General features: G+C 65.8%; 23 protein-coding genes and 1 pseudogene. 12 read left to right on the forward strand and 12 right to left on the reverse strand.

Translation table 11 applies throughout. The annotated features are described in order from the left end of the window. Positions 1-32: 32 nt before the first annotated feature. On the forward strand, positions 33-641 hold the full coding sequence (gene purN, locus ACVWY6_RS11450; RefSeq protein ID WP_457538097.1) for a phosphoribosylglycinamide formyltransferase: 609 nt from the start codon (positions 33-35) through the stop codon (positions 639-641). Further along, complete coding sequence (gene purH / locus ACVWY6_RS11455; protein ID WP_116915947.1) at positions 638-2,203, forward strand: bifunctional phosphoribosylaminoimidazolecarboxamide formyltransferase/IMP cyclohydrolase; 1,566 nt, start codon at positions 638-640, stop codon at positions 2,201-2,203. The genes purN and purH overlap by 4 nt, the downstream gene beginning before the upstream one ends. Before the next feature lie 70 nt (positions 2,204-2,273). On the opposite strand, the gene ACVWY6_RS11460 is transcribed toward purH, so the two are convergent. From ACVWY6_RS11460 to ACVWY6_RS11470, 3 genes are all read right to left on the reverse strand, one after another. Continuing rightward, positions 2,274-3,185 carry a MetQ/NlpA family ABC transporter substrate-binding protein gene (locus ACVWY6_RS11460; protein WP_457538099.1) on the reverse strand — a complete coding sequence of 304 codons (912 nt, stop codon included), beginning with the start codon at positions 3,183-3,185 and terminating at the stop codon, positions 2,274-2,276. A gap of 134 nt (positions 3,186-3,319) precedes the next feature. Continuing rightward, positions 3,320-4,036 carry a methionine ABC transporter permease gene (locus tag ACVWY6_RS11465; RefSeq protein ID WP_457538100.1) on the reverse strand — a complete coding sequence of 239 codons (717 nt, stop codon included), beginning with the start codon at positions 4,034-4,036 and terminating at the stop codon, positions 3,320-3,322. Next, the gene (locus tag ACVWY6_RS11470; protein ID WP_116915945.1) at positions 4,033-5,037 is read right to left on the reverse strand and encodes a methionine ABC transporter ATP-binding protein; all 1,005 of its coding nucleotides are present in this window, start codon (positions 5,035-5,037) and stop codon (positions 4,033-4,035) included. The genes ACVWY6_RS11465 and ACVWY6_RS11470 overlap by 4 nt, the downstream gene beginning before the upstream one ends. Before the next feature lie 203 nt (positions 5,038-5,240). On the opposite strand from ACVWY6_RS11470, the gene ACVWY6_RS11475 reads away from it, so the two are divergent. Continuing rightward, on the forward strand, positions 5,241-5,969 hold the full coding sequence (locus ACVWY6_RS11475) for a sulfite exporter TauE/SafE family protein (RefSeq protein WP_247208047.1): 729 nt from the start codon (positions 5,241-5,243) through the stop codon (positions 5,967-5,969). A gap of 31 nt (positions 5,970-6,000) precedes the next feature. On the opposite strand, the gene ACVWY6_RS11480 is transcribed toward ACVWY6_RS11475, so the two are convergent. Beyond that, entirely contained in the window at positions 6,001-7,266 is a 1,266-nt protein-coding gene (locus ACVWY6_RS11480; RefSeq protein ID WP_457538103.1) for a CaiB/BaiF CoA transferase family protein, read from the reverse strand. Positions 7,267-7,387: 121 nt separating this feature from the next. Between ACVWY6_RS11480 and ACVWY6_RS11485 the strand changes: the two genes are divergently transcribed. Together ACVWY6_RS11485 and ACVWY6_RS11490 are read left to right on the forward strand one after the other, a co-directional pair. Continuing rightward, entirely contained in the window at positions 7,388-8,803 is a 1,416-nt protein-coding gene (locus ACVWY6_RS11485) for a sigma 54-interacting transcriptional regulator (RefSeq protein WP_457538104.1), read from the forward strand. A gap of 76 nt (positions 8,804-8,879) precedes the next feature. After that, positions 8,880-10,883 (forward strand): vWA domain-containing protein, encoded by a 2,004-nt coding sequence (locus ACVWY6_RS11490; protein WP_457538106.1) that lies wholly within the window; start codon positions 8,880-8,882, stop codon positions 10,881-10,883. A gap of 84 nt (positions 10,884-10,967) precedes the next feature. Here ACVWY6_RS11490 and ACVWY6_RS11495 read toward each other — a convergent pair whose 3' ends face one another. The 8 genes and pseudogenes from ACVWY6_RS11495 to rpmB form a co-directional block, all read right to left on the reverse strand. Then, complete coding sequence (locus tag ACVWY6_RS11495; protein WP_317713154.1) at positions 10,968-11,600, reverse strand: DUF1707 SHOCT-like domain-containing protein; 633 nt, start codon at positions 11,598-11,600, stop codon at positions 10,968-10,970. 96 nt (positions 11,601-11,696) lie between these two features. Beyond that, complete coding sequence (locus ACVWY6_RS11500) at positions 11,697-12,647, reverse strand: AEC family transporter (protein ID WP_062800441.1); 951 nt, start codon at positions 12,645-12,647, stop codon at positions 11,697-11,699. Positions 12,648-12,723: 76 nt separating this feature from the next. Then, positions 12,724-13,011 (reverse strand): transcriptional regulator, encoded by a 288-nt coding sequence (locus tag ACVWY6_RS11505; RefSeq protein WP_457538109.1) that lies wholly within the window; start codon positions 13,009-13,011, stop codon positions 12,724-12,726. Between the two features lie 13 nt (positions 13,012-13,024). Next, entirely contained in the window at positions 13,025-13,489 is a 465-nt protein-coding gene (locus tag ACVWY6_RS11510) for a hypothetical protein (protein ID WP_457538111.1), read from the reverse strand. Between the two features lie 56 nt (positions 13,490-13,545). After that, positions 13,546-13,791, reverse strand: coding sequence for a 30S ribosomal protein S18 (gene rpsR / locus ACVWY6_RS11515; RefSeq protein WP_023962742.1), 246 nt, complete (start codon positions 13,789-13,791; stop codon positions 13,546-13,548). A gap of 28 nt (positions 13,792-13,819) precedes the next feature. Continuing rightward, positions 13,820-14,125, reverse strand: a complete 306-nt coding sequence (gene rpsN / locus ACVWY6_RS11520; RefSeq protein ID WP_023962744.1) for a 30S ribosomal protein S14 — start codon at positions 14,123-14,125, stop codon at positions 13,820-13,822. Then, positions 14,125-14,289, reverse strand: coding sequence for a 50S ribosomal protein L33 (rpmG, locus tag ACVWY6_RS11525; RefSeq protein WP_457538114.1), 165 nt, complete (start codon positions 14,287-14,289; stop codon positions 14,125-14,127). The genes rpsN and rpmG overlap by 1 nt, the downstream gene beginning before the upstream one ends. After that, positions 14,290-14,527: pseudogene (gene rpmB / locus ACVWY6_RS11530) on the reverse strand (50S ribosomal protein L28). A 104-nt stretch (positions 14,528-14,631) separates the two neighbouring features. Here rpmB and mrf point away from each other — a divergent pair. The 7 genes from mrf to ACVWY6_RS11565 all read left to right on the forward strand — a co-directional run bounded on the left by mrf (position 14,632) and on the right by ACVWY6_RS11565 (position 21,342). After that, on the forward strand, positions 14,632-15,984 hold the full coding sequence (mrf, locus tag ACVWY6_RS11535) for a ribosome hibernation factor-recruiting GTPase MRF (protein ID WP_457538116.1): 1,353 nt from the start codon (positions 14,632-14,634) through the stop codon (positions 15,982-15,984). Beyond that, positions 15,981-16,247 (forward strand): type B 50S ribosomal protein L31, encoded by a 267-nt coding sequence (locus ACVWY6_RS11540; RefSeq protein WP_023962750.1) that lies wholly within the window; start codon positions 15,981-15,983, stop codon positions 16,245-16,247. Before mrf ends, ACVWY6_RS11540 begins: the two co-directional genes overlap by 4 nt. 23 nt (positions 16,248-16,270) lie before the next feature. After that, a complete protein-coding gene (gene rpmF / locus ACVWY6_RS11545) occupies positions 16,271-16,444 on the forward strand; it encodes a 50S ribosomal protein L32 (protein WP_023962752.1) in 174 nt (57 codons plus the stop codon). A 126-nt stretch (positions 16,445-16,570) separates the two neighbouring features. Then, the gene (locus ACVWY6_RS11550) at positions 16,571-17,191 is read left to right on the forward strand and encodes a trimeric intracellular cation channel family protein (protein ID WP_116915939.1); all 621 of its coding nucleotides are present in this window, start codon (positions 16,571-16,573) and stop codon (positions 17,189-17,191) included. Between the two features lie 108 nt (positions 17,192-17,299). Beyond that, complete coding sequence (locus tag ACVWY6_RS11555) at positions 17,300-17,986, forward strand: response regulator transcription factor (protein ID WP_023962756.1); 687 nt, start codon at positions 17,300-17,302, stop codon at positions 17,984-17,986. 84 nt (positions 17,987-18,070) lie between these two features. Continuing rightward, positions 18,071-19,504, forward strand: a complete 1,434-nt coding sequence (locus tag ACVWY6_RS11560; RefSeq protein ID WP_031333498.1) for a sensor histidine kinase — start codon at positions 18,071-18,073, stop codon at positions 19,502-19,504. A 230-nt stretch (positions 19,505-19,734) separates the two neighbouring features. Beyond that, positions 19,735-21,342 (forward strand): S1C family serine protease, encoded by a 1,608-nt coding sequence (locus tag ACVWY6_RS11565; protein ID WP_457538119.1) that lies wholly within the window; start codon positions 19,735-19,737, stop codon positions 21,340-21,342. The last annotated feature ends 1 nt before the right edge of the window (position 21,343 follow it).

Here is a 21,343-nt window from a genome sequence, read left to right on the forward strand (position 1 = left end):
CACCGAGTTCGAGGAGAATCACCCTGGACGCCATGCCGTCAGCCACACCGGTGACCGTCGTGATCCTTGCGTCGGGCGCCGGCAGCCTGGCGTCGGCCCTGCTCGACGCCGCAGAGGACGACGAGTATCCGGCCGACGTGGCGGCGGTCATCTGCGACCGTGACTGTCCTGCTGAGCAATCCGCGCGTCGGCGAGGTACCCCCACCGCAGTGGTGGCCCTGGAGGGCGACCGCACCGAATGGGACCGCCGGCTCACCGACACGGTCGCGGGTTACGCGCCCGACCTGGTGGTGTCCGCCGGGTTCATGAAGATCCTGGGCACGCACTTCCTGGAACGCTTCGGCGGCCGGACGATCAACGCGCATCCGGCGCTCCTGCCCTCGTTTCCGGGCGCGTATGCTGTGGCCGCCGCGTTGGAGCACGGCGTCAAGGTCACCGGTTCCACGATCCACCTCGTGGACGGCGGGGTGGACACCGGCCCGATTCTCGCCCAGGCGCCCGTCGCGATCAGCCCAGGCGACGACGAGATCACGTTGCACGAACGAATCAAGATGGTCGAGCGAGTGCTGCTGGTAGCGGTTGTGCGTTCGATTGCCACCAAAGGTGTTGTCATCGAAGGACGAAAGGCCCACATTCCGTGAGTAGTGACCTGCAGCGCAAACCGTTCCGACGTGCACTGGTCAGCGTGTACGACAAGACCGGGCTCGCGGAGCTTGCCGAGGGGCTGCACGCCGCCGGCGTCGAGATCGTGTCGACCGGTTCGACCGCGAAGAAGATCGCCGAGTCCGGTGTACCGGTGCTCGAGGTCTCCGAACTGACGGGCTTCCCGGAATGCCTCGAGGGCCGGGTCAAGACGTTGCATCCCCGGGTGCACGCGGGCGTCCTCGCCGACACCCGCAAACCCGACCACCTCGACCAGCTCGAGGAACTCGGCATCGAGGCCTTCGAGCTCGTGGTGGTGAACCTGTACCCGTTCACCGAGACGGTGGCATCGGGCGCTAGTCCGGACGAATGCGTCGAGCAGATCGACATCGGCGGTCCGTCGATGGTGCGCGGTGCCGCAAAGAATCACCCATCGGTGGCCGTCGTGGTGGATCCAGGGGACTACGCGACCGTCCTGACCGCGGTCGCTGACGGCGGGTTCACGTTGACCGAACGGCAAGCGCTCGCGGCGAAGGCATTTCGGCACACCGCCGACTACGACGTGGCCGTGGCCTCATGGATGAGTTCGGTTGTCGCGCCCGAGCCCGAGGGCTCGTTGCCGACGTGGATCGGCAAGAGCTGGGAACGGTCGTCGGTGTTGCGGTACGGCGAGAACCCGCACCAGTCCGCGGCATTGTTCGTCGGTGGCTCCGAAGCCCCCGGGCTGGCGCAGGCCGAACAGTTGCACGGCAAAGAGATGAGTTACAACAACTACACCGACGCCGACGCTGCGTGGCGGGCCGCGTACGACTTCGGTGAACCTGCGGTCGCGATCATCAAGCACGCCAACCCCTGTGGCATCGCGGTCGACGACGACATCGCGGCGGCGCACCGTAAGGCCCATGCCTGTGACCCGGTGAGTGCATACGGCGGCGTGATCGCCGCCAACCGCCCGGTGAGCATGGAGATGGCCGAGCAGGTCGCCGAGATCTTCACCGAGGTGGTGGTTGCGCCCGGTTTCGAGGACGGCGCACTCTCGGTGCTGACCCGCAAGAAGAACGTTCGTGTACTTCTGGCGCAGCCCCCGCAACGCGCGGGCCTGGAACTGCGCCCCGTGTCGGGCGGGTTGCTGGTCCAACAGCGCGACATCCTCGACGCGAGTGGCGATTCGCCCGAGAACTGGCAGCTGGTTGCCGGTGACCCGGCCGATGACGCGACCCTCGCCGATCTGGTGTTCGCCTGGCGCGCATGCCGCGCCGTCAAGTCGAATGCGATCCTGCTGGCCAGTGACCAGGCGTCGGTCGGTGTCGGGATGGGCCAGGTGAACCGGGTGGATTCGGCACACTTGGCGGTCAAGCGAGCCGGCGAACGAGCGATGAACAGCGTAGGCGCGTCCGACGCCTTCTTCCCCTTCCCGGACGGTCTGCAGGTGCTGATCGACGGGGGAGTGAAAGCCGTTGTGCAGCCCGGTGGTTCGATCCGCGACAACGAGGTCATCAGTGCCGCACACGATGCCGGCATCACGCTGTACCTGACAGGTGCGCGGCACTTCGCCCACTGACGAACGACGCGGCGCCCTCGTGGCGGTGCTCCCAGATCGGGACCGCCACGAGGACACCGCATCGACGTGATCAGATGGGCAGCAGGATGTTCTTCACCTGAGGGTCGGTGGCCAGGTACTTCTGTACCGCAGGGTCTTTGAACACCTGCACCAGCTTCTTGATGTTCTCGGTGTCCTTCCACTTGGTGCCGATGGTCAGCTGGCCGGCGAACTCGTCGGGTGCCGGCGGCGCGAAGATCTGCTTCTTGATGTCGATGTCGGCGGCGAGGTAGTACTCGGTGTAGCCGACGGCGGCATCGATGTCGGGCAGTGCGCGCGACTGCGCCGCGAAGTCGAGCAGTGTGAACTGCAGGTTCTTCGGGTTGGAGACGATGTCCTTCTGGGTGGCCTTCCACTTGTCTGCCGCCGGGTTCAGCTCGATCAGACCGGCACGCTCGAGCAGCCACAGGCCCTGCGCCTCATTGGCGGGATCGGAGTACAACGACACGGTGGCGCCGTCGGGCAGCTGCGCGGGGTCGGTGTACTTGTCCGACCAGATGCCGAATCCCCAACGGAAGACCGGGGTTGCGGCTTCTTCCTTGAAGTCGGGGTTGGCTTCCAGTACCTGACCCAGCCACAGCTTGTGCTGGTAGATGGTTCCGGCGACCTCGCCGTCGCTCACCGCTCGGTTGATGGTGGTGCTGTCGGCCAGCCCCTTGAACTTGATCTTCAGGTCGTACTTCGGGGCGACCTCCTCGGCGATGAAGTCGACGAGCGCCTCCTCGGCGGCGTTGCCTTCGGCCGTGGCGATCTCGAGAGTCGCACCGGCGGTTTCGTTGGGTGACTTCGAATCCGAACCACCCCAGAACCGCCATCCGACGAACGCGAGTACCACCGCGACGACAACGCCGATCGCGATGTACAGCGGAAGTCGCCTGCGGGACTTGATGTCGAAGCCGCCGGGATCGCCGCTTCCGGTGGGGCGCTCAGTTGTGGACGTCATGGTCATCTCCTCATCGGTGCAAAATCAGGGGTGGGCGAAATCAGTGGGTGTGCAGATGAAAACGGCACGGCCGTGCGCGCAGTGGGTGTTGCTTCCCGCGACAGGGTGGTCGCGGTGGTCGAGCGGGTACGGTGTCAGGCGTGCGACCGGGCGCGGATGGTCTGTCCCGGCGTGAGGTGACGGACCAGCGCATCGCCGACGATCTGGATGAGTGCCACCGTGATCACCAAGGTCACGATGGTCGCGATCATCACGCCGTGATCGAAACGCTGATAGCCGTAGGTGACGGCGATGTAGCCGAGACCGCCGGCGCCGATCGTCCCCGCGATGGCCGAGTATTCGATCATCGCGATGGTGTTGATGGTGAGGCCGCCGACGATGTTCGGAAGTGCCTCGGGTACTTGCGTCTTCCAGATCACCTGACCGTTGGATGCGCCCGACGCGCGGGCCACATCGATCACCGCTCGCGGCACCGACCGCAGCGAGTTCTCCACGATTCGGGTGAAGAAGGCGATGCCCGCCAATGACATCGGGACAACGGCAGCGGGTATGCCGATGTTGGTTCCGGTGATCAGGCGGGTGAGCGGGATGATCGACGTCATCAGGACAAGAAACGGCAACGAGCGGCCGATACTGATCACCCACGACAGCGGTGAGTGGAAGACCTTGTTCTCGAACAGGCCGCCAGGCGCCAGGTTGTGGATCGTCGCGCCCAGTGGCACACCCACAAGCAGCACGATCACCATCACTATCGACACCATCGTGAGGGTGTCGACGAACGCCGGGATCAGCAGATCCGGGATCTCGTCGGTGGGTACGGTGATCGCCGCGAGGTGCGTGATGTCGCTCATGCCGCGACCTCGACCACGGGCTTGGCGGGCAGGCTCGTCGAGAGCCCATGGCGGGCTGCGCTTTCCAGGAATGCTCCGGCGAGCTCGTCCGGTACCGAGACCGTGATCTCGCCGACGGACACACCGTCGACCACCTGTACGGCGGCTCCGAGGATCGAGATCGGCACGGACAGCTCGGATCCGATGCGGCTGATCCAGTCGGCAGGCACCGATGCCGAGTTGTAGGTGAGTTCGAACGAGCGTTGGCCCGGCTCGGGATCGGCAGAGGTCCCCCGTGGACGCAGCGATCGCCCTAGGACGGAGGTGGAGTCGGTGAGAAGGTCCACCAGCGAACCTTTTTCGACGATCCGGCCCGCATCCAGGCGGCCGACGCTGTCGGCGACCTTCACGATGGTGTCCATCTCGTGGGTGATGAACACCACCGCCAGGTTGAGTTCTTCGCGCACCTCGCGCAGCAGTTCGAGGAAGGAGTCGGTTGTCTGCGGATCCAGACCCGACGTCGCCTCGTCGGACAGCAGCACCGAGGGGCGCAGGGCCAGGGCACGGGCGATGCCCACACGCTGTCGTTGCCCTCCGGACAACTGGTGGGGATACAGGTCCGCGCGGTCGGTGAGGCCGACCCTGTCGAGGAGCTCGGCCACGCGGTCGCGTGTCTGTCCTTTGGTGACGCCGAGGAATTCCAATGGCAGCGCCACGTTTTCGGCTGCCGTCCGCCGCGAGAGCAGGCTGGACGACTGGAAGACGGTGCCGATGCGCCGGCGGGCATCGCGCAGGGCCCGGGTGCTCAACTCGGTCAGGTTCTGGTTGTTCACGACGACCTTGCCCGACGTGGGCCGTTCGAGGAGGTTGAGGCAGTGCGCGAGGGTGCTCTTGCCGGCGCCGCTCGGTCCGACGATGGCAAAGATCTCGCCGGGGTCGACGGTGAAACTGACGTCGTCCAGCACGGTCGCGGCCGTCGGCCCGGTGCCGTAGATCTTCCCGAGCTTTTCTACTTCGATCACGAGGTGGTTCTTTCCAGGAGACAGGGACGGGCGTCCCCGGCACACGGATGCGCCGGGGGCGTCGGGTATGACGGAAATGGTGCGCAAGGGTGCGTGTTTGGCACAGCTTTGCGATCATCGTGACTCCAAGTGGACTGCGGACAGTCCGATGTGCCGGGGTGCTGGCCGGTACCCGCGAGGGCAAGGCGGAGTAGATTGCCGCTGTGGCAGAACTGGCATTCCTGATCGCCGCCGGTTTCCTATCCGGTGTGGTGGGTTACGTGACGGGGATCGCCTCACTCGTCAGCTATCCCGCATTGCTGATTGCCGGACTGCCCCCGCTGACCGCGAACATGACCAACACGGTCGCGTTGATCCCCGTGGGGGTCGGCAGCACTGCTCAGGCGCGGAACTCGTTGACCTTCGACAGGCGTCTTGGCCTCTGGTGTGTTGCCGCCGCGGTCGGGGGAGTGCTGGGATCGGTTCTGCTCCTGTTGACCCCGGCGGGGGCCTTCGAGGCGATCGTCCCGTACCTGGTGGCCACCGCCGCCCTGGCAGTACTCGGCCAGCCGCTGATCCGGCGGATCGCCGGCCATCGCGACGCGCCCCGGGTTTTTGTGGCGGGCATCGTGGTGATCGGCGTCTACGGCGGCTACTTCGGGGCCGGCGCGGGCATCATCTTCACCGCACTCGCCCTCATCCTCACCGCGCAGCCACTCGGCCAGGCGACATTGATCAAGTCGGTGTTGTTGTGTGCATCGAATGCTGTTGCCGCATTGGGCTTTGCCATCTTCGGCGACGTGGACTGGTCCTCGGCAGCGGCGATGGGGCTCGGTTGTCTCGCCGGCGGTTGGATCGGCCCACCCGTCGTGAACCGGCTGCCCGTCGCGGTGCTCCGGGTTGCCATCGCGCTGGCGGGTTTCGGTCTGGCCGCCTGGCTCGGACTGCGTTGACGAGCGCCGAACTCGGCGCTTGAGTGGCGACTCAGACAACGCCTTCGTCGTGCAGGGCCGCCACTGCGTCCGGGCTCAAACCCAGTAGCGCGCCGAGGACTTCGCTGTTGTGGTAGCCGGGAACGGGAGCGCCGGCGTTACGGATGCTGCCAGGGGTGCCCGTCAGGTGCGGCACGATACCGGGACCCAGCACGGTGTCGTTGATGCGCTCATCGAAGTGCTCGGCGATCATGCCCCTGGCGATGAGTTGCGGATCACGGATCACCTCGGCAACCGTATTGATCGGCCCCACAACCACTCCCGCGGCGGTGAGGAGTTCGATCAGCGCGTCGCGCGGCTGCTCGGCAGTCCACTGGGCGATCAGCTCGTCGAGCTCGTCCTGGTTCTCGCCGCGCGCACCGTGTGTGGCGAAACGGGGTTCGGTGCTGAGTTCGGGCCGGCCCATCGCCGTGCACAGCCGGGCGAACACGGTGTCCTGATTCGCGCCGATGACAACAAGCGAGCCGTCTCCGGTGGGGTAGATGTTCGACGGCGCGATGCCGGCCAGTCGGGTGCCCGAGGGCCCACGGACCACGCCACCCTGGTCGTAATCGGGGATCGTCGATTCCTGGATCGCCAGGCATGCCTCGTTCAGAGCCGTGTCGACGATCTGGCCCTCCCCGGTGACGGTGCGGCGGTACAGCGCCGCGAGAGCCCCGTGCACCGCGAACATCCCTGCCAGGGTGTCGCCCAGTGACAGCGCGATCCGTGGCGGAGGCTGATCGGGATATCCGTTGAGATGGCGGAGGCCGCTCACCGCTTCGGCCACGGACGCGTACCCGGCCCGTCCTGCGTCCGGTCCGGTCTGCCCGTAGCCCGACACCCGCACCAGGATGATGCCCCGGTTGCGCTCGCGGAGGACGTCGTAGCCGAGGTCGAGCTTCTCCAGGGTGCCCGGACGAAAGTTCTCCACGATGATGTCGGACTGGTCGACCAGTTCGAGGAACAGTTCGCGTCCGCGTTCGCTGCGGAGGTCGAGGGTGATCGCACGTTTGTTGCGCGCGTACACCGTCCACAGGAATCGGTGACCATCGCGTTCGGCCTGACCCCACCCGCGCAGCGGGTCGGGCAAGCCGGGCGCCTCGATCTTGATGACGTCGGCGCCGAGGTCACCCATCAGGCGGGCGCCGAACGGCCCCGCGATGAGGGAACCGAGTTCGAGCACCCGGATACCGTCGAGAGCGCCGGCGGGCGGGGTACCACCGCTGGGGGAAGTGCTCGACTCTTCGGCCGGTTCCGACGGTGTGGGTGGCGTCATCGGTCAAGTGTCGCCAATGGCCGCGAACCCACACCCAATGGGGTGCGCCGGAGGCCGCCCCGTGTTCCTCTGCGGGCGTAAACAAGTGCACTCCGGCGACGAGGCTCGTAGCGTGGACATGGTGAGCACACCCCACACCACGAACACCCGCTCTGCCCACCCCTCTCCACGGACCCTGGGGGAGTTGCGTGCCTCCGGCCACGTACAGCGCAGCGTCAAAGACGAGATACGCAACAACCTGCTGTCCGCACTCCGGTCGGGCACCGATCCCTGGCCCGGGATCCTCGGGTTCGAGACCACCGTCCTGCCCCAGCTCGAGCGTGCGCTGATCGCCGGCCACGACGTGGTGATGCTCGGTGAACGCGGCCAGGGCAAGACGCGTCTGCTGCGCACGATCGTCGGCCTGCTCGACGAGTGGACCCCAGTCATCGAAGGCTCTGAGCTCGCCGAGCATCCGTACGAGCCCGTCACTCCCGGCTCCATCCGCAAGGCTGCAAACCTGCAGGAGGACCTACCCATCGGGTGGCTCCACCGCAGCGAGCGCTACAGCGAAAAGCTCGCCACCCCTGACACCTCGGTGGGCGACCTCGTCGGCGACGTCGATCCGATGAAGGTCGCCGAGGGCCGCAGTCTCGGTGATCCCGAGACCATCCACTTCGGGTTGATCCCGCGCGCGCACCGCGGCATCGTGGCGATCAACGAGCTGCCCGACCTCGCCGAGCGCATCCAGGTCGCCATGCTCAACGTGATGGAAGAACGCGACATCCAGGTCCGCGGGTACAGCCTCCGGCTGCCGCTGGATGTGGTGCTGATGGCCAGTGCCAACCCCGAGGACTACACCAACCGCGGCCGCATCATCACGCCTCTCAAGGACCGTTTCGGCGCCGAGATCCGGACCCACTACCCGATCGAGTTGGTCGACGAGATCGCGGTGATCGAGCAGGAAGCCGATCTCACCGCGTCGGTACCCACGTTCATCGTCGAGATCATCGCCCGCTTCACGCGGTACGTGCGCGACCACCCGTCCATCGATCAGCGTTCCGGCGTCTCCGCGCGGTTCGCCATTGCGGGTGCCGAAACGGTTGCCGCCGCCGCTCTGCACCGCGCCACCATCCTGGGCGAGGACCTCGCGGTCGCGCGCGTCGTGGACCTGTCCTCGGTGATCGAGGTGCTCCGCGGCAAGGTCGAGTTCGAGTCGGGTGAAGAGGGCCGAGAGATCGAGATCCTCGAACACCTGCTGCGCAAGTCGACGGCGGACACCGTGCGTGCCCATCTCGGTGGTGTCGACCTGGCCACGCTCGTCACCGCGCTGGAAGCCAGTGACCCGATCATCACCGGTGACCGGGTGTCGGCGAGGGAGTTGCTGACCTCGATGCCCGAGGGCACCGACCCCGTCGTGACAAAGATCGCCGAGCGCCTCGAGGCGACGGACGACGGTGAACGGGCCAGCGCGCTGGAGCTCGCCCTGGAGGGATTGTTCTTGGCCCGCCGGATCGGCAAAGAAGCCGACGAGGCAGGCCGGACCGTGTACGGCTAGGCCGACACCGGGTTCCGCGGCCGGTCCGCGGAACCGGCGTCGGTCGGTTATTCAGACATATTGGACGGGAAAAAGCATGGCCCGCAATAATTTCCATCGCGCTCGGTATCTCCGCTACTCCGGGGGGCCGGACCCCCTGGCGCCGCCGGTGGACCTGCGTGAGGCACTCGACGCCATCGGCGACGACGTGATGGCCGGTGGGTCACCGCAGTCGGCGATGCGCGAGTTCCTGCGGCGCGGCAGCGACAGCATGCGCGGCCTCGACGAACTCCGCGAGATGGTGAACAAGCGTCGCGAAGAACTGCTCAAATCGCGCAACCTCAACGGCACCTTCGAAGAAATCCGTGAGCTGCTCGACTCGGCAGTTCTCGAGGAACGCAAGCAGCTCGCCCGCGACCTCGACGACGACGCCCGGTTCGCCGAGATGCAGATCGAGAACCTGCCTCCGTCCACCGCTCAGGCGGTGCAGGACCTGGCCAATTACGACTGGCGCAGTCCGGCGGCCAAAGAGAACTACGAGAAGATCAAAGACCTGCTCGGTCGTGAACTCCTCGATCAGCGATTCTCGGGTATGAAGGAGGCGCTCGAGGGCGCCACCGAAGAGGACCGGCAACGTATCGCTGACATGCTCAAGGACCTGAACAAGCTGCTCGCAGCGCACAACAACGGCGAGGACACCACCGAGCAGTTCGGTGAGTTCATGGACAAGCACGGCGAGTTCTTTCCCGAGAACCCCCGCAACACAGACGAGTTGATCGACTCGCTGGCCGCTCGCAGTGCTGCGGCCCAGCAGTTCTACAACTCGCTGTCGGAGGAACAGCGCGCCGAACTCGATCAGCTGGCGCAGCAGGCATTCGGTTCGCCCGACCTGATGGACCAGCTCTCGCAGATGGATTCGCAATTGCGAGCCGCCCGGCCCGGGATGGGCTGGGACGAAGGTCAGAGCTTCGAGGGTCAGCAGGGCATGGGGATGGGCGAGGGTGCCGGCGCGCTTCAAGACCTCGCCGAGCTCGAGTCATTGTCGGAGCAACTGGCGCAACAGTATTCGGGCGCCCACCTCGACGATGTGGACCTCGACGCACTGGCCCGTCAGCTCGGCGACGATGCCGCTGTCGACGCCCGGACACTTGCCGAACTCGAGAAGGCACTCAAAGAACAGGGTCTCCTCGAACGCGGCAACGACGGTCAGCTCCGGCTGTCTCCCAAGGCCATGCGTCAGCTGGGTCAGTCGATTTTCCGGGATGTCGCCGAACAGTTGTCGGGTCGAGGTGGCGACCGCCAGACCCGGCGTTCGGGATTGGCCGGCGAACCCACCGGTTCCAGCCGGGAATGGGAGTTCGGTGACACCGAACCCTGGGATGTCACCCGCACGGTGTCGAACGCGGTGTTGCGCACCATGTCCGAGGATCGCGACAAGCTGCACGCAGGCAATGCGATGCTCCGGGACGGCGTCCGTATCGACGTCCGCGACGTGGAGGTCGGTGAGACGGAGGCCCGCAGTCAGGCCGCAGTCGCCCTGTTGGTCGACACATCGTTCTCGATGTGGCTGGAGAACCGGTGGACGCCGATGAAGCGCACAGCGATGGCGCTCAACCACTTGATCTCCACACGCTTTCGCAGTGATGAACTGCAGTTGATCTCCTTCGGCCACTACGCCAAGACGCTGGAGATGTCCGAATTGATCGGGCTCGACGGGATGCGGCAGCAGGGGACCAATCTGCACCACGCATTGCTCCTGGCGCAGCGGCACTTTCGTCGCCACCCCAACGCGCAGCCGGTGGTTTTGATCGTCACCGACGGCGAGCCGACAGCACATCTGCTGCCCGGTGGCGAACCGTTTTTCTACTACCCGCCGCACCCGGCGACGTTGTCGGCGACGGTGCGAGAGTTGGACAACGTCGCGAGGATGGGTGCCCAGGTGAGTTTCTTCCGGCTGGGTGACGACCCCGGGCTGGTGCATTTTGTGGACCAGATGGCACGACGGGCATCGGGTCGGGTGGTGGCACCGGATCTCGATGGTCTCGGCGCCGCCGTGGTCGGCGACTACCTGGGCACCAAACGGCGTCGCGGGCGTCGCTGATCACTGTCGCACCGATGAGATACGAGATGAGGACGCCCCGGCTGTAGCCGGGGCGTCCTCATTTTTGGATCATGCAGGTCGAAGTCAGGTCGCGTCGTGTGGACGGCGTCGCACCACTTCCACCCCACCCATGATGGCCAGGCCGCTGACGGTGATGATCGGGCCTCCCGGAATGCCTTTGCCCTCGGCGTTGCGACTGCCTCCGAACCCGCCCATGATGCCCATCCCGGTGATCCGGACGGTCGCGTCGTGCGGAACCACGATCTCGATCCCGCCCATGATGGTGTTGGCGCGGATGGTCAGGTGGTCGGCCGTGAACTCCGCGTCGCGCAGGTCGATCTCGACACCGCCCATCAGGGCGAATGCGTTGAGATGTTCCCCGACCGCAACCGGACCCTTGAGTTCCGAACCGCTCATGATGGCGATGCGGCTGGTGATCACCTCTACACCTGCCGACGGGGTGGTGACTCGCCGGCTGGTCGCGACCCCAGCGGTGGTCAGCTGGTTGACCGGCAGATCGTCGGTGAGCTCGTCGAGCTCTCCGAATGTCTTGGCGGCAACAGCCTTGGCGGCCCGCTCTTCGTATTCGACGGGACTGAGATGACCGGAACTCATTGCAGATGACAAAATGTCATGAACGAAGTTTCGGTCGGCGTCGCTGGCCCGGAGGCGACTGCGGCCTTCGCGCTCATCATCATTCGGTACCAGATCACTCACCGCTACGAGGTTAGTCCCACCGGTGGCTGCGGCCAACCGCCACAGGATCGTTCGTCGTGCGAAGGGCTGGTCCGGTGCCCGTGACCATGGACCGGTTCAGGCGAGCAGAAGCGCGATGAGCATGATCGCCGGGATCGAGAGGAGGGTGGTCACCAGGGCGGAATCGCGTGCGAGCACCACGCCCCGTTGATAGCGGTTCGCGTACACCAGAACGTTTTGTGCGGTGGGCAATGCGGCGATCACCACCAGCGCGAAGAGTTCGTGCCCGGTGGCGTGGAAGGCGTAGCGAGCGACCAGGTACACCAGCACCGGTTGCACCACCATCTTGAGCACCGATGCCAGCGCGACGTCGCGGCGTGGGCTCTCGCCCTTCTGCAACACGGAGACCCCGGTCAGTGAGAGACCGAACACCAGGAGTGCGCCAGGGACCGAGGCGTCCCCGAGCATGTCGAACGGTTCCATCACCGCCTCGGGCAGTGTCACACCGATCAGTGACACGACGAGACCGGCCGCACCGCCGAGCACGATGGGGTTCGTGAACGGGGTGACCACGGTGTCGCGCAGTGAGATTCGGCGACGTGAGCCTGATTCGTCTGAGTCGCGCAACGCGGTCAGGTCGAGTGTGGTCAAGGCCAGCGGCGAGTACACCATGATCTGAAAGAGCAGCAGCGGCGCCACAAACGATGCGTCGTCGAGCACAAAGATGGCGATCGGTATCCCGAGATTCGCGCTGTTGACGTAGGAAGCAGACAACGCGCCGATCACGGCTTCGGGTATCGCGCGACGCAGCAGCAGTCGCGCCAGGGCGAAGTAGATGGCGCCCACCACAAATGCGCTGCCACCGGCGACCACAAGGGTGGTGGAGAACACGTCGGCGAGGTCGGCCTTCGCGAGGGAAGAGAACAGCAGTGCCGGCGTGCAGACGAAGAACACCAAGCGCGACAACACCATCACCGCGCCCGGGCCGAGCGCCTCGGTACGGCCGAGGACATATCCGACGGCGACCACGATGAAGATCACCGTGAACCCTTGGATGACGCCGGACATCCGGGCAGTCTATGGACCCCGAAGATGTGCCCTTTTGGTGGGGGTCACCAGGGTTTGGCGTCGCCAGAAGGGCACACTATCGGGGGTCGAGCAGGGTGCGGAGGGCTTTCGAGTGTGCCTCGTACGCCCGCCGTCCCGTGGTGCTGACCCGGTAGGTGGTGCTGCTGCCTCGTCCGAGGCCCTCTTTCGACGCGCGGACGTACCCGGCCGACTCCAGTGCCGACATCTGTTTCGAGAGATCAGAATCAGTGAGGCCCAGATGTTCTTTGAGGAAACGGAACGACGTCGACGAGCTGTTGACGAGAATCGCCATGGCCGCCAGTCGTTTCGGGGCGTGGATGACCGGATCGAGACCTTCGATCATGAGTGCCGGGTCATCATGAGAGCCGGGCTCGGGTCGCCTCCGCGGCGAGCTCGTACCGTTTTTCGTAGATCACCAATCCGCCGGTCACCAGCACAAAAGCCACTGCGGCAGCCGTCGCGACACCACCCAGCCACCACGACACCGCGACCAGCGCCGCAACCGCAGGCAGCGCCATGAAGTATCCGCGCCAGACGACGCCGATCTCCGCAGGCGGTCGTCCGCGGCCGGGCTGCGGCAGAGACCCGTGACGGCGTTGCATCCAGTTGATGAACACGATTTCGAGGACGATCAGGATTGCCAGCGTCCCGACGAAGAGCGGAATGCTCTCGCGCCACCAGGCGAACGCACCGATCATTCCCGCCGCCCAGGCGCCGATCACCGGGTAGTACCACCAGGGCGTCGGGGGGTAGTCGAGATAAGGGGCGGCCTCTGCTCGCTCGGCCACCCGCAGCAGCTCGCGTGCCTCTTCACTTTCCATGATGGAAAGTTTAAGAATCGCTTTCCACTTGTGCAAGTGGAAAGCGATCCGTCGGACTATCGGGACGAACCGGGGTAGGGGAGCAGCGCCATCTCGCGCGCGTTGCGGATGGCGGTGGCCACCTGACGTTGCTGCTGGGGGTCGAGTCCGGTGATGGACCGGCTGCGGATCTTGCCGCGGTCGGACAGGAACTGGCGCAGCAGTGCGGTGTCCTTGTAATCGACCGTGGTCACACCAGCGGCCAGCAACATGTTGCGTTTGCGTTTGGCCGGGAGGTCGGTTTTTGCGGGGCGTCGTGCCATCGATCAGGTCCTGTCGTGAGAGTGATTGTCACCAGCTGGATTTGGTGATACCGGGCAGTTCCCCGTTGTGCGCCATCTGACGCAGCCGGATTCGCGAGAGGCCGACTTTGCCGATGTAGCCGCGGGGACGACCGTCGACGGCGTCGCGATTGCGGACCCGGGTGGCGCTGGAGTCGCGGGGCAGGCGCTGCAGGGCCAACTGAGCGTCCGCTCGTTCCTGGTCGGTGGACGACGGCCGACGGATGATGTCCTTGAGCGCCGCACGGCGTTCGGCGTAACGGGCGACGATCACCTTGCGCTGTTCGTTGCGCTCGATCTTCGATTTCTTTGCCATCAGCGTTCCTCTCGGAAGTCGACGTGACGCCGGACCCGTGGGTCGTATTTGCGCATCACCATGCGGTCGGGGTCGTTACGGCGATTCTTGCGCGTGACGTAGTTGTATCCGGTCCCGGCTGTCGACTTCAGCTTGATGATGGGCCGTATCTCATTGCGTGCCATTCAGATTCGTTCTCCTCGTGCTCGGATCTGGGCGACTGCCGCCTCGATTCCGATTCGATCGATGGTCTTGATGCCTTTGGCGGACACGGGTCAGCGTGACGGTGCGGTGTTCGCTCGGCAGGAAGTAGCGCCGACGCTGGATGTTCGGATTCCAGCGGCGATTGGTGCGCACATGCGAATGCGACACCTGTTTGCCGAAACCTGGTTTGCGGCCGGTGACCTGGCAGTGCATGGACATGGGCGCGCCTCCTGTCTCTAATGGGAATCATTGTCGACAACGTGCGAATTGGACTGTACATTCAACCTCGACCAAATGAAAACCATTCCCGATAGGAGCTGCCTGTGACCCGCCTGGTCAACAAGACCCCGCTGGTGATCGTGACCGGCTTCGACCGCGAGGCGACGGTGCGCAGTGCGGAGGCGCTCGGCCTGCCGGGGACGACTGTGGTGCACCACGATCTAGGCCTCGTGGACGCCGGAACCATCGTCCGAACGGTCACCTCGATCGACTTCAACGGTGAGAAGACCTCGCGCACAACACAAACCGCACTCGATCACGGATGTCTGTCGTGTGCACTCCGCGAAGACGTGCTGCCCTTGCTGCGGGCCCTGCACCGCCGCTCCAACGTCGACCGGATCGTTCTGGCCCTCGACCCGGCCATCGAACCCGAACCCATGGCTTTTGCAATTGCCAGCACGGTGGTGGCCGGCGTCCCCGGTCAGGTCGACGGCCCGGCCGGTCTCGACGTGGAGATCGAGGCGGTCATCGGGTGCGTCAACGAAGGTGAGTGGCTGCGCGACGCAACCGGCGACGAGGCCCTCGACGAGGACGATCGGTTCCAGACCGCCGACGACGAGCGGTCCATCGCCCAGCTCGCGGTCGGGCACGTCGACTTCGCCGACGCCCTGGTGGTCCACGGACAGGCTGACAACGGATGGGCCGGGGCGCAGCTGTTCGCCGTTCTCAAGCGGCTCAACCCGACAGCGCCCATCATCATGGAACTGCCGAGGCGTCCACTGACCGCCTCGATCATGCGCAACCTGATCTCGGCCATCCCGCCCGGCGCGCGCCGAGGCCGGATCACCGGGCCGCACGACCCGCTGCTGCGCGGGCAGCCGCCCCTCGATGCCGACTGCGGAGTCGCGGTGGTCGAGTTCCATGCCGATCGGCCGTTCCATCCGGAACGCCTGCACGACGCGATCGACATACTGCTCGACGGTGTTGTCGCCTCCCGCGGTCGGCTGTGGCTGGCCACCCAGCCCGATGAGGCGCTGTGGCTCGAGAGTGCGGGCGGCGGCCTACGCATCGCGACCGGTGGCACCTGGCTCGCGGCGATGTCCGACGACGAGGCCGCTGCGGCCGACCCAGAGCGCGTCGCGATGGGATCACTGCGTTGGCATCCCCTCTACGGCGACCGCAGCAGCTCGATCGTCGCGATCTCGTACCGCGCCGAACCCGCGCGAATCCGATGGGCGCTGAGCAGCGCACTGCTGACCGACGACGAGCTGTCGGAGGGTCAGCAGGGCTGGGATCGGTTCACCGATCCGTTCGGTGTGGCCCACGCCGACCCCTGCCAGGACGTGCTCGACGAGCGCGCTCTGCTGGCGGGAACAGACCCACCCATCGAATGGTTCAAGCAGGCAGAGGGCTCGGCTGGACAGCAGACGAACCCGGAACGGAAGGACAAATCATGAAGGCGAACATCCACCCCGACTACCATCCGGTGATCTTCAAGGACTCGTCGACAGGCAAGGCGTTCCTGACCCGTTCCACACTGACGTCCGACGTCACTTTGGAATGGGAGGACGGTAACCGGTATCCTCTAGTGGTTGTCGATGTCACGTCCGACTCGCACCCGTTCTGGACTGGTGCGCAGCGCGTGATGGACACCGCAGGACGTGTGCAGAAGTTCGAACGCCGATACGGTCGCCGGACTCGCGCGAACCAGGGAACTTAAACGAAGAAATGAAGGGCTGAATCATGGCTGTACCGAAGCGCCGGATGTCGCGGTCGAATACTCGTAGCCGCCGTTCGCAGTGGAAAGCGGACAACCCCGCCTTGCAAGAGGTGAAGGTCGGTGGCGTCGCTCATCGCGTGCCCCGTCGCCTTGTCAAGGCGGTCAAGCTGGGCATCGTCGACCTCGACAAGCGCTAACAGCCACACAGCCGACAACAGGGACTGGCCGTCGATCGACGGTCAGTCCTTTGTTGTGTCCGGAAGGTACCCCGGAGAGCATGGTGACTCGTCGGGGCCGCACAGATCGAGAACTGGGAGTCCGCGATGCTGCAGGACGTCCTGAACTACGCCGGCGTTGCGGTGTTCGCCTGCTCAGGCGCACTGGTCGGCGTCCGCAAGGACTTTGATCTGTGGGGCATTCTCTCGATGGGTGCGGCCACGGGTGTCGGTGGCGGGATAGTGCGCGACCTCCTCCTCGGCATCACCCCACCGACCTCGGTCCAACACTGGCCCAACCTCACCATCGCCGTGGTCGCCGGTCTGATCACCTTCTTCTTCCATCCTGCGTTCCGGGCGTTGTTCCCGGCCGTCCTGATGCTCGATGCGGTCGGGATGGGTGTATTCGCGGTGTCGGGCGCGTTGTTGGCGCTCGAACGAGACTCGAGTTCGATGGCTGCGGTGCTCATCGGGATCACCACCGCGGTGGGTGGTGGCGTGATCCGCGACGTGCTCGCCGGTGAGGTCCCCCTGTTGCTTCGACCCGCCGACCTCTACGCCGTCCCCGCGATGTGCGGAGCTCTGGCCGTGGTGATCGCCGACGGCACAGGTCTGCCGATCTGGACCGGTCTGGTGGCGGGGGCGACCCTGGCCTTCCTGTTGCGCGTGGGAAGCCTGCGATTCCGATGGCGACTGCCGATGGCCCCGACGCGCCGGGTCGGGGGATGAGTGCGCGACGGGTACGAAGTCCGCGTGCGACGGCTTCAGAACAAGAAAACTGGCGCGTCGCAGGGGATTACTTAGCGCACTCTCAGTCGTGGAAGTAAGACTGTTGTCATGCGCATACTGGTTGTGGACGACGATCGTGCCGTTCGCGAGTCTCTGCGCCGGTCCCTGACGTTCAACGGGTACACGGTGCTCACGGCGGGGGATGGCGTCGAAGCCCTCGAAAAGATCAATTCCGACCGTCCCGAGGCGGTGGTGCTGGACGTCATGATGCCGCGCCTCGACGGGCTCGAGGTGTGCCGTCGCCTCCGAAGCACCGGCGACGATCTCCCCATCCTGGTCCTCACCGCTCGCGACTCGGTGTCCGAGCGGGTCGCCGGACTCGATGCGGGGGCCGATGACTACCTGCCCAAACCCTTTGCGCTCGAAGAGCTGCTCGCACGTCTGCGGGCCCTGATGCGCCGCGCGACAGCCGAACCGCTACCGGACTCGGAGGCGATGACCTTCGAGGACCTCACGATGGATCCGGTCACGCGCGATGTCACCAGAGGCGAGCGCCCGATCAGTTTGACCCGCACCGAGTTCGCCCTGCTCGAGATGCTGATGGCCAATCCGCGCCGTGTGCTCACCCGCAGTCGCATCCTCGAGGAGGTCTGGGGTTACGACTTCCCGACGTCGGGCAACGCACTCGAGGTGTACGTGGGATACCTCAGGCGCAAGACCGAGGCCGAAGGCGAGTCGCGCCTCATCCACACCGTGCGGGGCGTGGGATACGTCCTGCGGGAGACTCCTCCGTAAATCGTGAGCTTCTATCACCGTCACCCGCCGGTCCCCGGCGAAGCCCCGCCGGCAGGCGTGGTGACCGCACAGCGGCCGATACAGATGGCTTCGGCCCCGGATCTGCCCCGGCAGATGCGTAAGCCGACGCCGTTGACCCGGACCATCTCGCTGCGTTGGCGCATCACGATCCTGTCCGCCACGGTGGTGGGCATCGCGGTTGCCGTGATGGCTGCCGCGGCTTTTGCGGTCGTCTACCGGGCCATGTACGCCGACGTCGATTCGCAGCTCACCAACCGGGCCAACGGGATGACCGAACTGGCCCGGATCGGGGTCCTCGACGACTCGCCCGAATCACTGGTGGCCGGCACGGTGTTCTCCACAGACATGTCGGTGGCACTGGTGATGCCCGGGGGCCGTGGATTCCAGATCGGCGGCGTTCCCTACGGCGAGTCCGAACGCGATGTGGTGGACGGGAAAGCGGAGTCGTCGCTGCGGACCGCGAAGAACCAGCGGGTGCTGGCCCGCAAGCTCAACGACGGCAACACCCTGATCATCTCGCAGAGCCTTCGCGACACCGACGACGTGCTGCACCGATTGGCCTGGGTGCTGGGGGTGATCGGTGGCTGCGGGATCATCCTGGCCGCGGTCGCCGGGACGACCGTGGCGCGTGCCGGACTGCGGCCGGTCGCGCGGTTGACCCGGGCCGCCGAGCGAGTGGCGCGCACCGACGACCTCACGCCCATCCCGGTCATCGGCAACGACGAATTGGCCAGGCTCACCGAGAGTTTCAACCTGATGCTGCGGGCGCTTGCCGAGTCGCGAGACCGGCAGAGCCGGCTCGTCGCGGACGCCGGCCACGAATTGCGCACGCCGCTGACGTCATTGCGCACGAATCTGGAGTTGATGATCGCGTCGAGCCAGCCGGGTGCGCGGGCGGTGCCCGAATCGGACATGGCCGAGCTGCGAACGGACGTGATGGCCCAGATCGAAGAACTCTCCACGCTCGTGGGCGATCTCGTCGATCTCGCGCGTGAGGATGCGCCCGAGGTGGTGCACGAAGAGGTCGACCTCTCCGAGGTGGTGGACCGCTCTCTCGAGCGTGTCCGCCGCCGGCGCAGCGACGTCGACTTCGAAGTGCACGTCACGCCCTGGTTTGTCTTCGGTGAGAGTGCCGGGTTGTCGCGGGCCGTGCTCAACGTGCTCGACAACGCGGCGAAGTGGAGTCCGCCCGGCCGGCCCGTGGAGGTCCGGCTGGCTCAGATCGAGCCGGATCGCGCGATTCTGACCGTTGCCGACGCCGGCCCTGGTATCCCGCCCGAAGACCGGCAACTGGTCTTCGAGAGGTTCTACCGGTCCACCGCGTCCCGATCCATGCCCGGCTCGGGGCTGGGGCTGGCGATAGTCCGTCAGGTGGTGGACCGCCATGGCGGCACGGTGACCGCCGGTCAGTCCGAACTCGGAGGCGCCCTGGTGACGATCAGCCTTCCCGGGTCGCCGGTACCGGCCGAGATCGCGCCCCAGGTGGTCCAGCAATAGGTTCTGATCGAGCGGTGTCGACCGTTCGGCGGTCGTTCGAAGGGTCTGACTTCTCTGTCCGTCGATCGGCGGCTTTGTTTGGCGAAGCCCCTGCGGGGAACAATGAAGGGGAAACAAACAGCACTGTCTCAGCCCCGTCTCAGGCCGACACAGCAAGGTATTCCTCAGTGCCGGTAAATGTTGCGGCATCGGGGAGCGCAGGGTGCGCCTGGCAGAAAGCAAAAATCGACATGGTCGGCAGCAACGATGACGAGCGCGGGACGAACCGCGACACCAGTTCCTTTCCGGGAGAGGGCATCTCGCAATCACCGGGACAATCGCATCCCAGCGGGTCCGCTGATCGGCCTGACGGGCCGAGTAACGCCGGACCGCAGGACAACCCCTATGGACGAACCTCGGCGTTCGAGCCCCGACAGCAGGATTCGTCGGGTGAGCAGACGGCACAGTTCGGTACCTCCGGCATGAACGGACCTTCCGGACCTTCCGGCCCCTTCGGGCAGTCGTCGGAGGGTGCATCCGCAAGTCGCGGTCCGGGTGGTTACGGCTATGGCGCTCAACCTGATCCGTATGCTCCGTCCGGGCGATTCGCGCAGCCGAACCCGTATGGGGCCTACTCCCACGGCGGGGGGACGGGTACCAACCCCACCAGTCAGATCCCGGCTCCTGGGGCCGGCCAGAACCCGTACGGGAGCTCGCCACAGCAGTTCGGCTCCCCGCCGCCCGCACGTAGCGGACGTTCGGGCGGAGCCAAAGCCGGATTGGCGGCTGCCGCAATTGCTTTGGTGCTCGTCGGCGGTGGCATCGGAGGTGTGGTCGGAGCCAATGTGGCCGACGATTCATCGGGATCGAGATCAACCACCAGCGAGAGTGTGCTCGGTGGCGACCGCGACAACAGCCAACCGGTCCAGGCCCCCGCCGGCTCGACGCAGGAAGTCGCGGAGAAGGTCACGCCGTCGGTCGTGTCGATCGAGGTGGAGGGCAGCCAGGCGTCCGGGTCCGGCTCCGGCATCGTGCTCACCGCGGACGGCACCATCATGACCAACAATCACGTGGTCGCCGGTGCGGGCAACAATCCGGACCTCACCGTCACGTTCAGTGACGGCAGCACGGCAGCCGCGCAGATCGTGGGTGCCGACCCGATCTCTGACATCGCCGTGATCAAGGTCGACAAGTCCGGCCTCACCCCGATCGCCGTCGGTCGCTCCGACAATCTTGTGGTCGGTCAGGAGGTCATCGCGATCGGGTCGCCGCTGGGGCTGAACGGCACGGTCACCACGGGAATCATCAGCGCACTCAACCGTCCGGTGTCCACACAGGGTGAGCAGGGTGGCCAGGCGTCGGTGATGGATGCCATCCAGACCGACGCGGCGATCAATCCGGGCAACTCCGGTGGTGCGCTGGTCAACGCCAACGGCGCCCTCATCGGCGTCAACACCGCGATCGCCAGCCTCTCCCAGGGCGAGACCGGCGGAAGCATCGGCCTCGGGTTCGCCATCCCGGTGGACCAGGCGATGCGCATCGCGGACGAGCTCGAGAAGACCGGTAAGGCGACACAGGCGGGGCTGGGCGTCACAGTGCGGTCGGGGGCACCGTCAGCTGACAGCCCCGGCGCGCTGATCAACGAGGTGACGTCGGGTGGAGCCGCCGCGAAGGCAGGCATCCCGAGTGGTGCGCTGGTCACCAAGGTCGACGATCGTGTGATCGCCTCCGGAGACGCGCTGATCGCGGCGGTGCGGTCGCACGCTCCGGGCGACCAGGTGACCATCACGTACGTCACCAACGGACAGACAAAGACCGCGCAGGTCACCCTCGACACCCTGGACACCGGAGGACGCTAGA

This window comes from Williamsia sp. R60 (assembly GCF_054063855.1).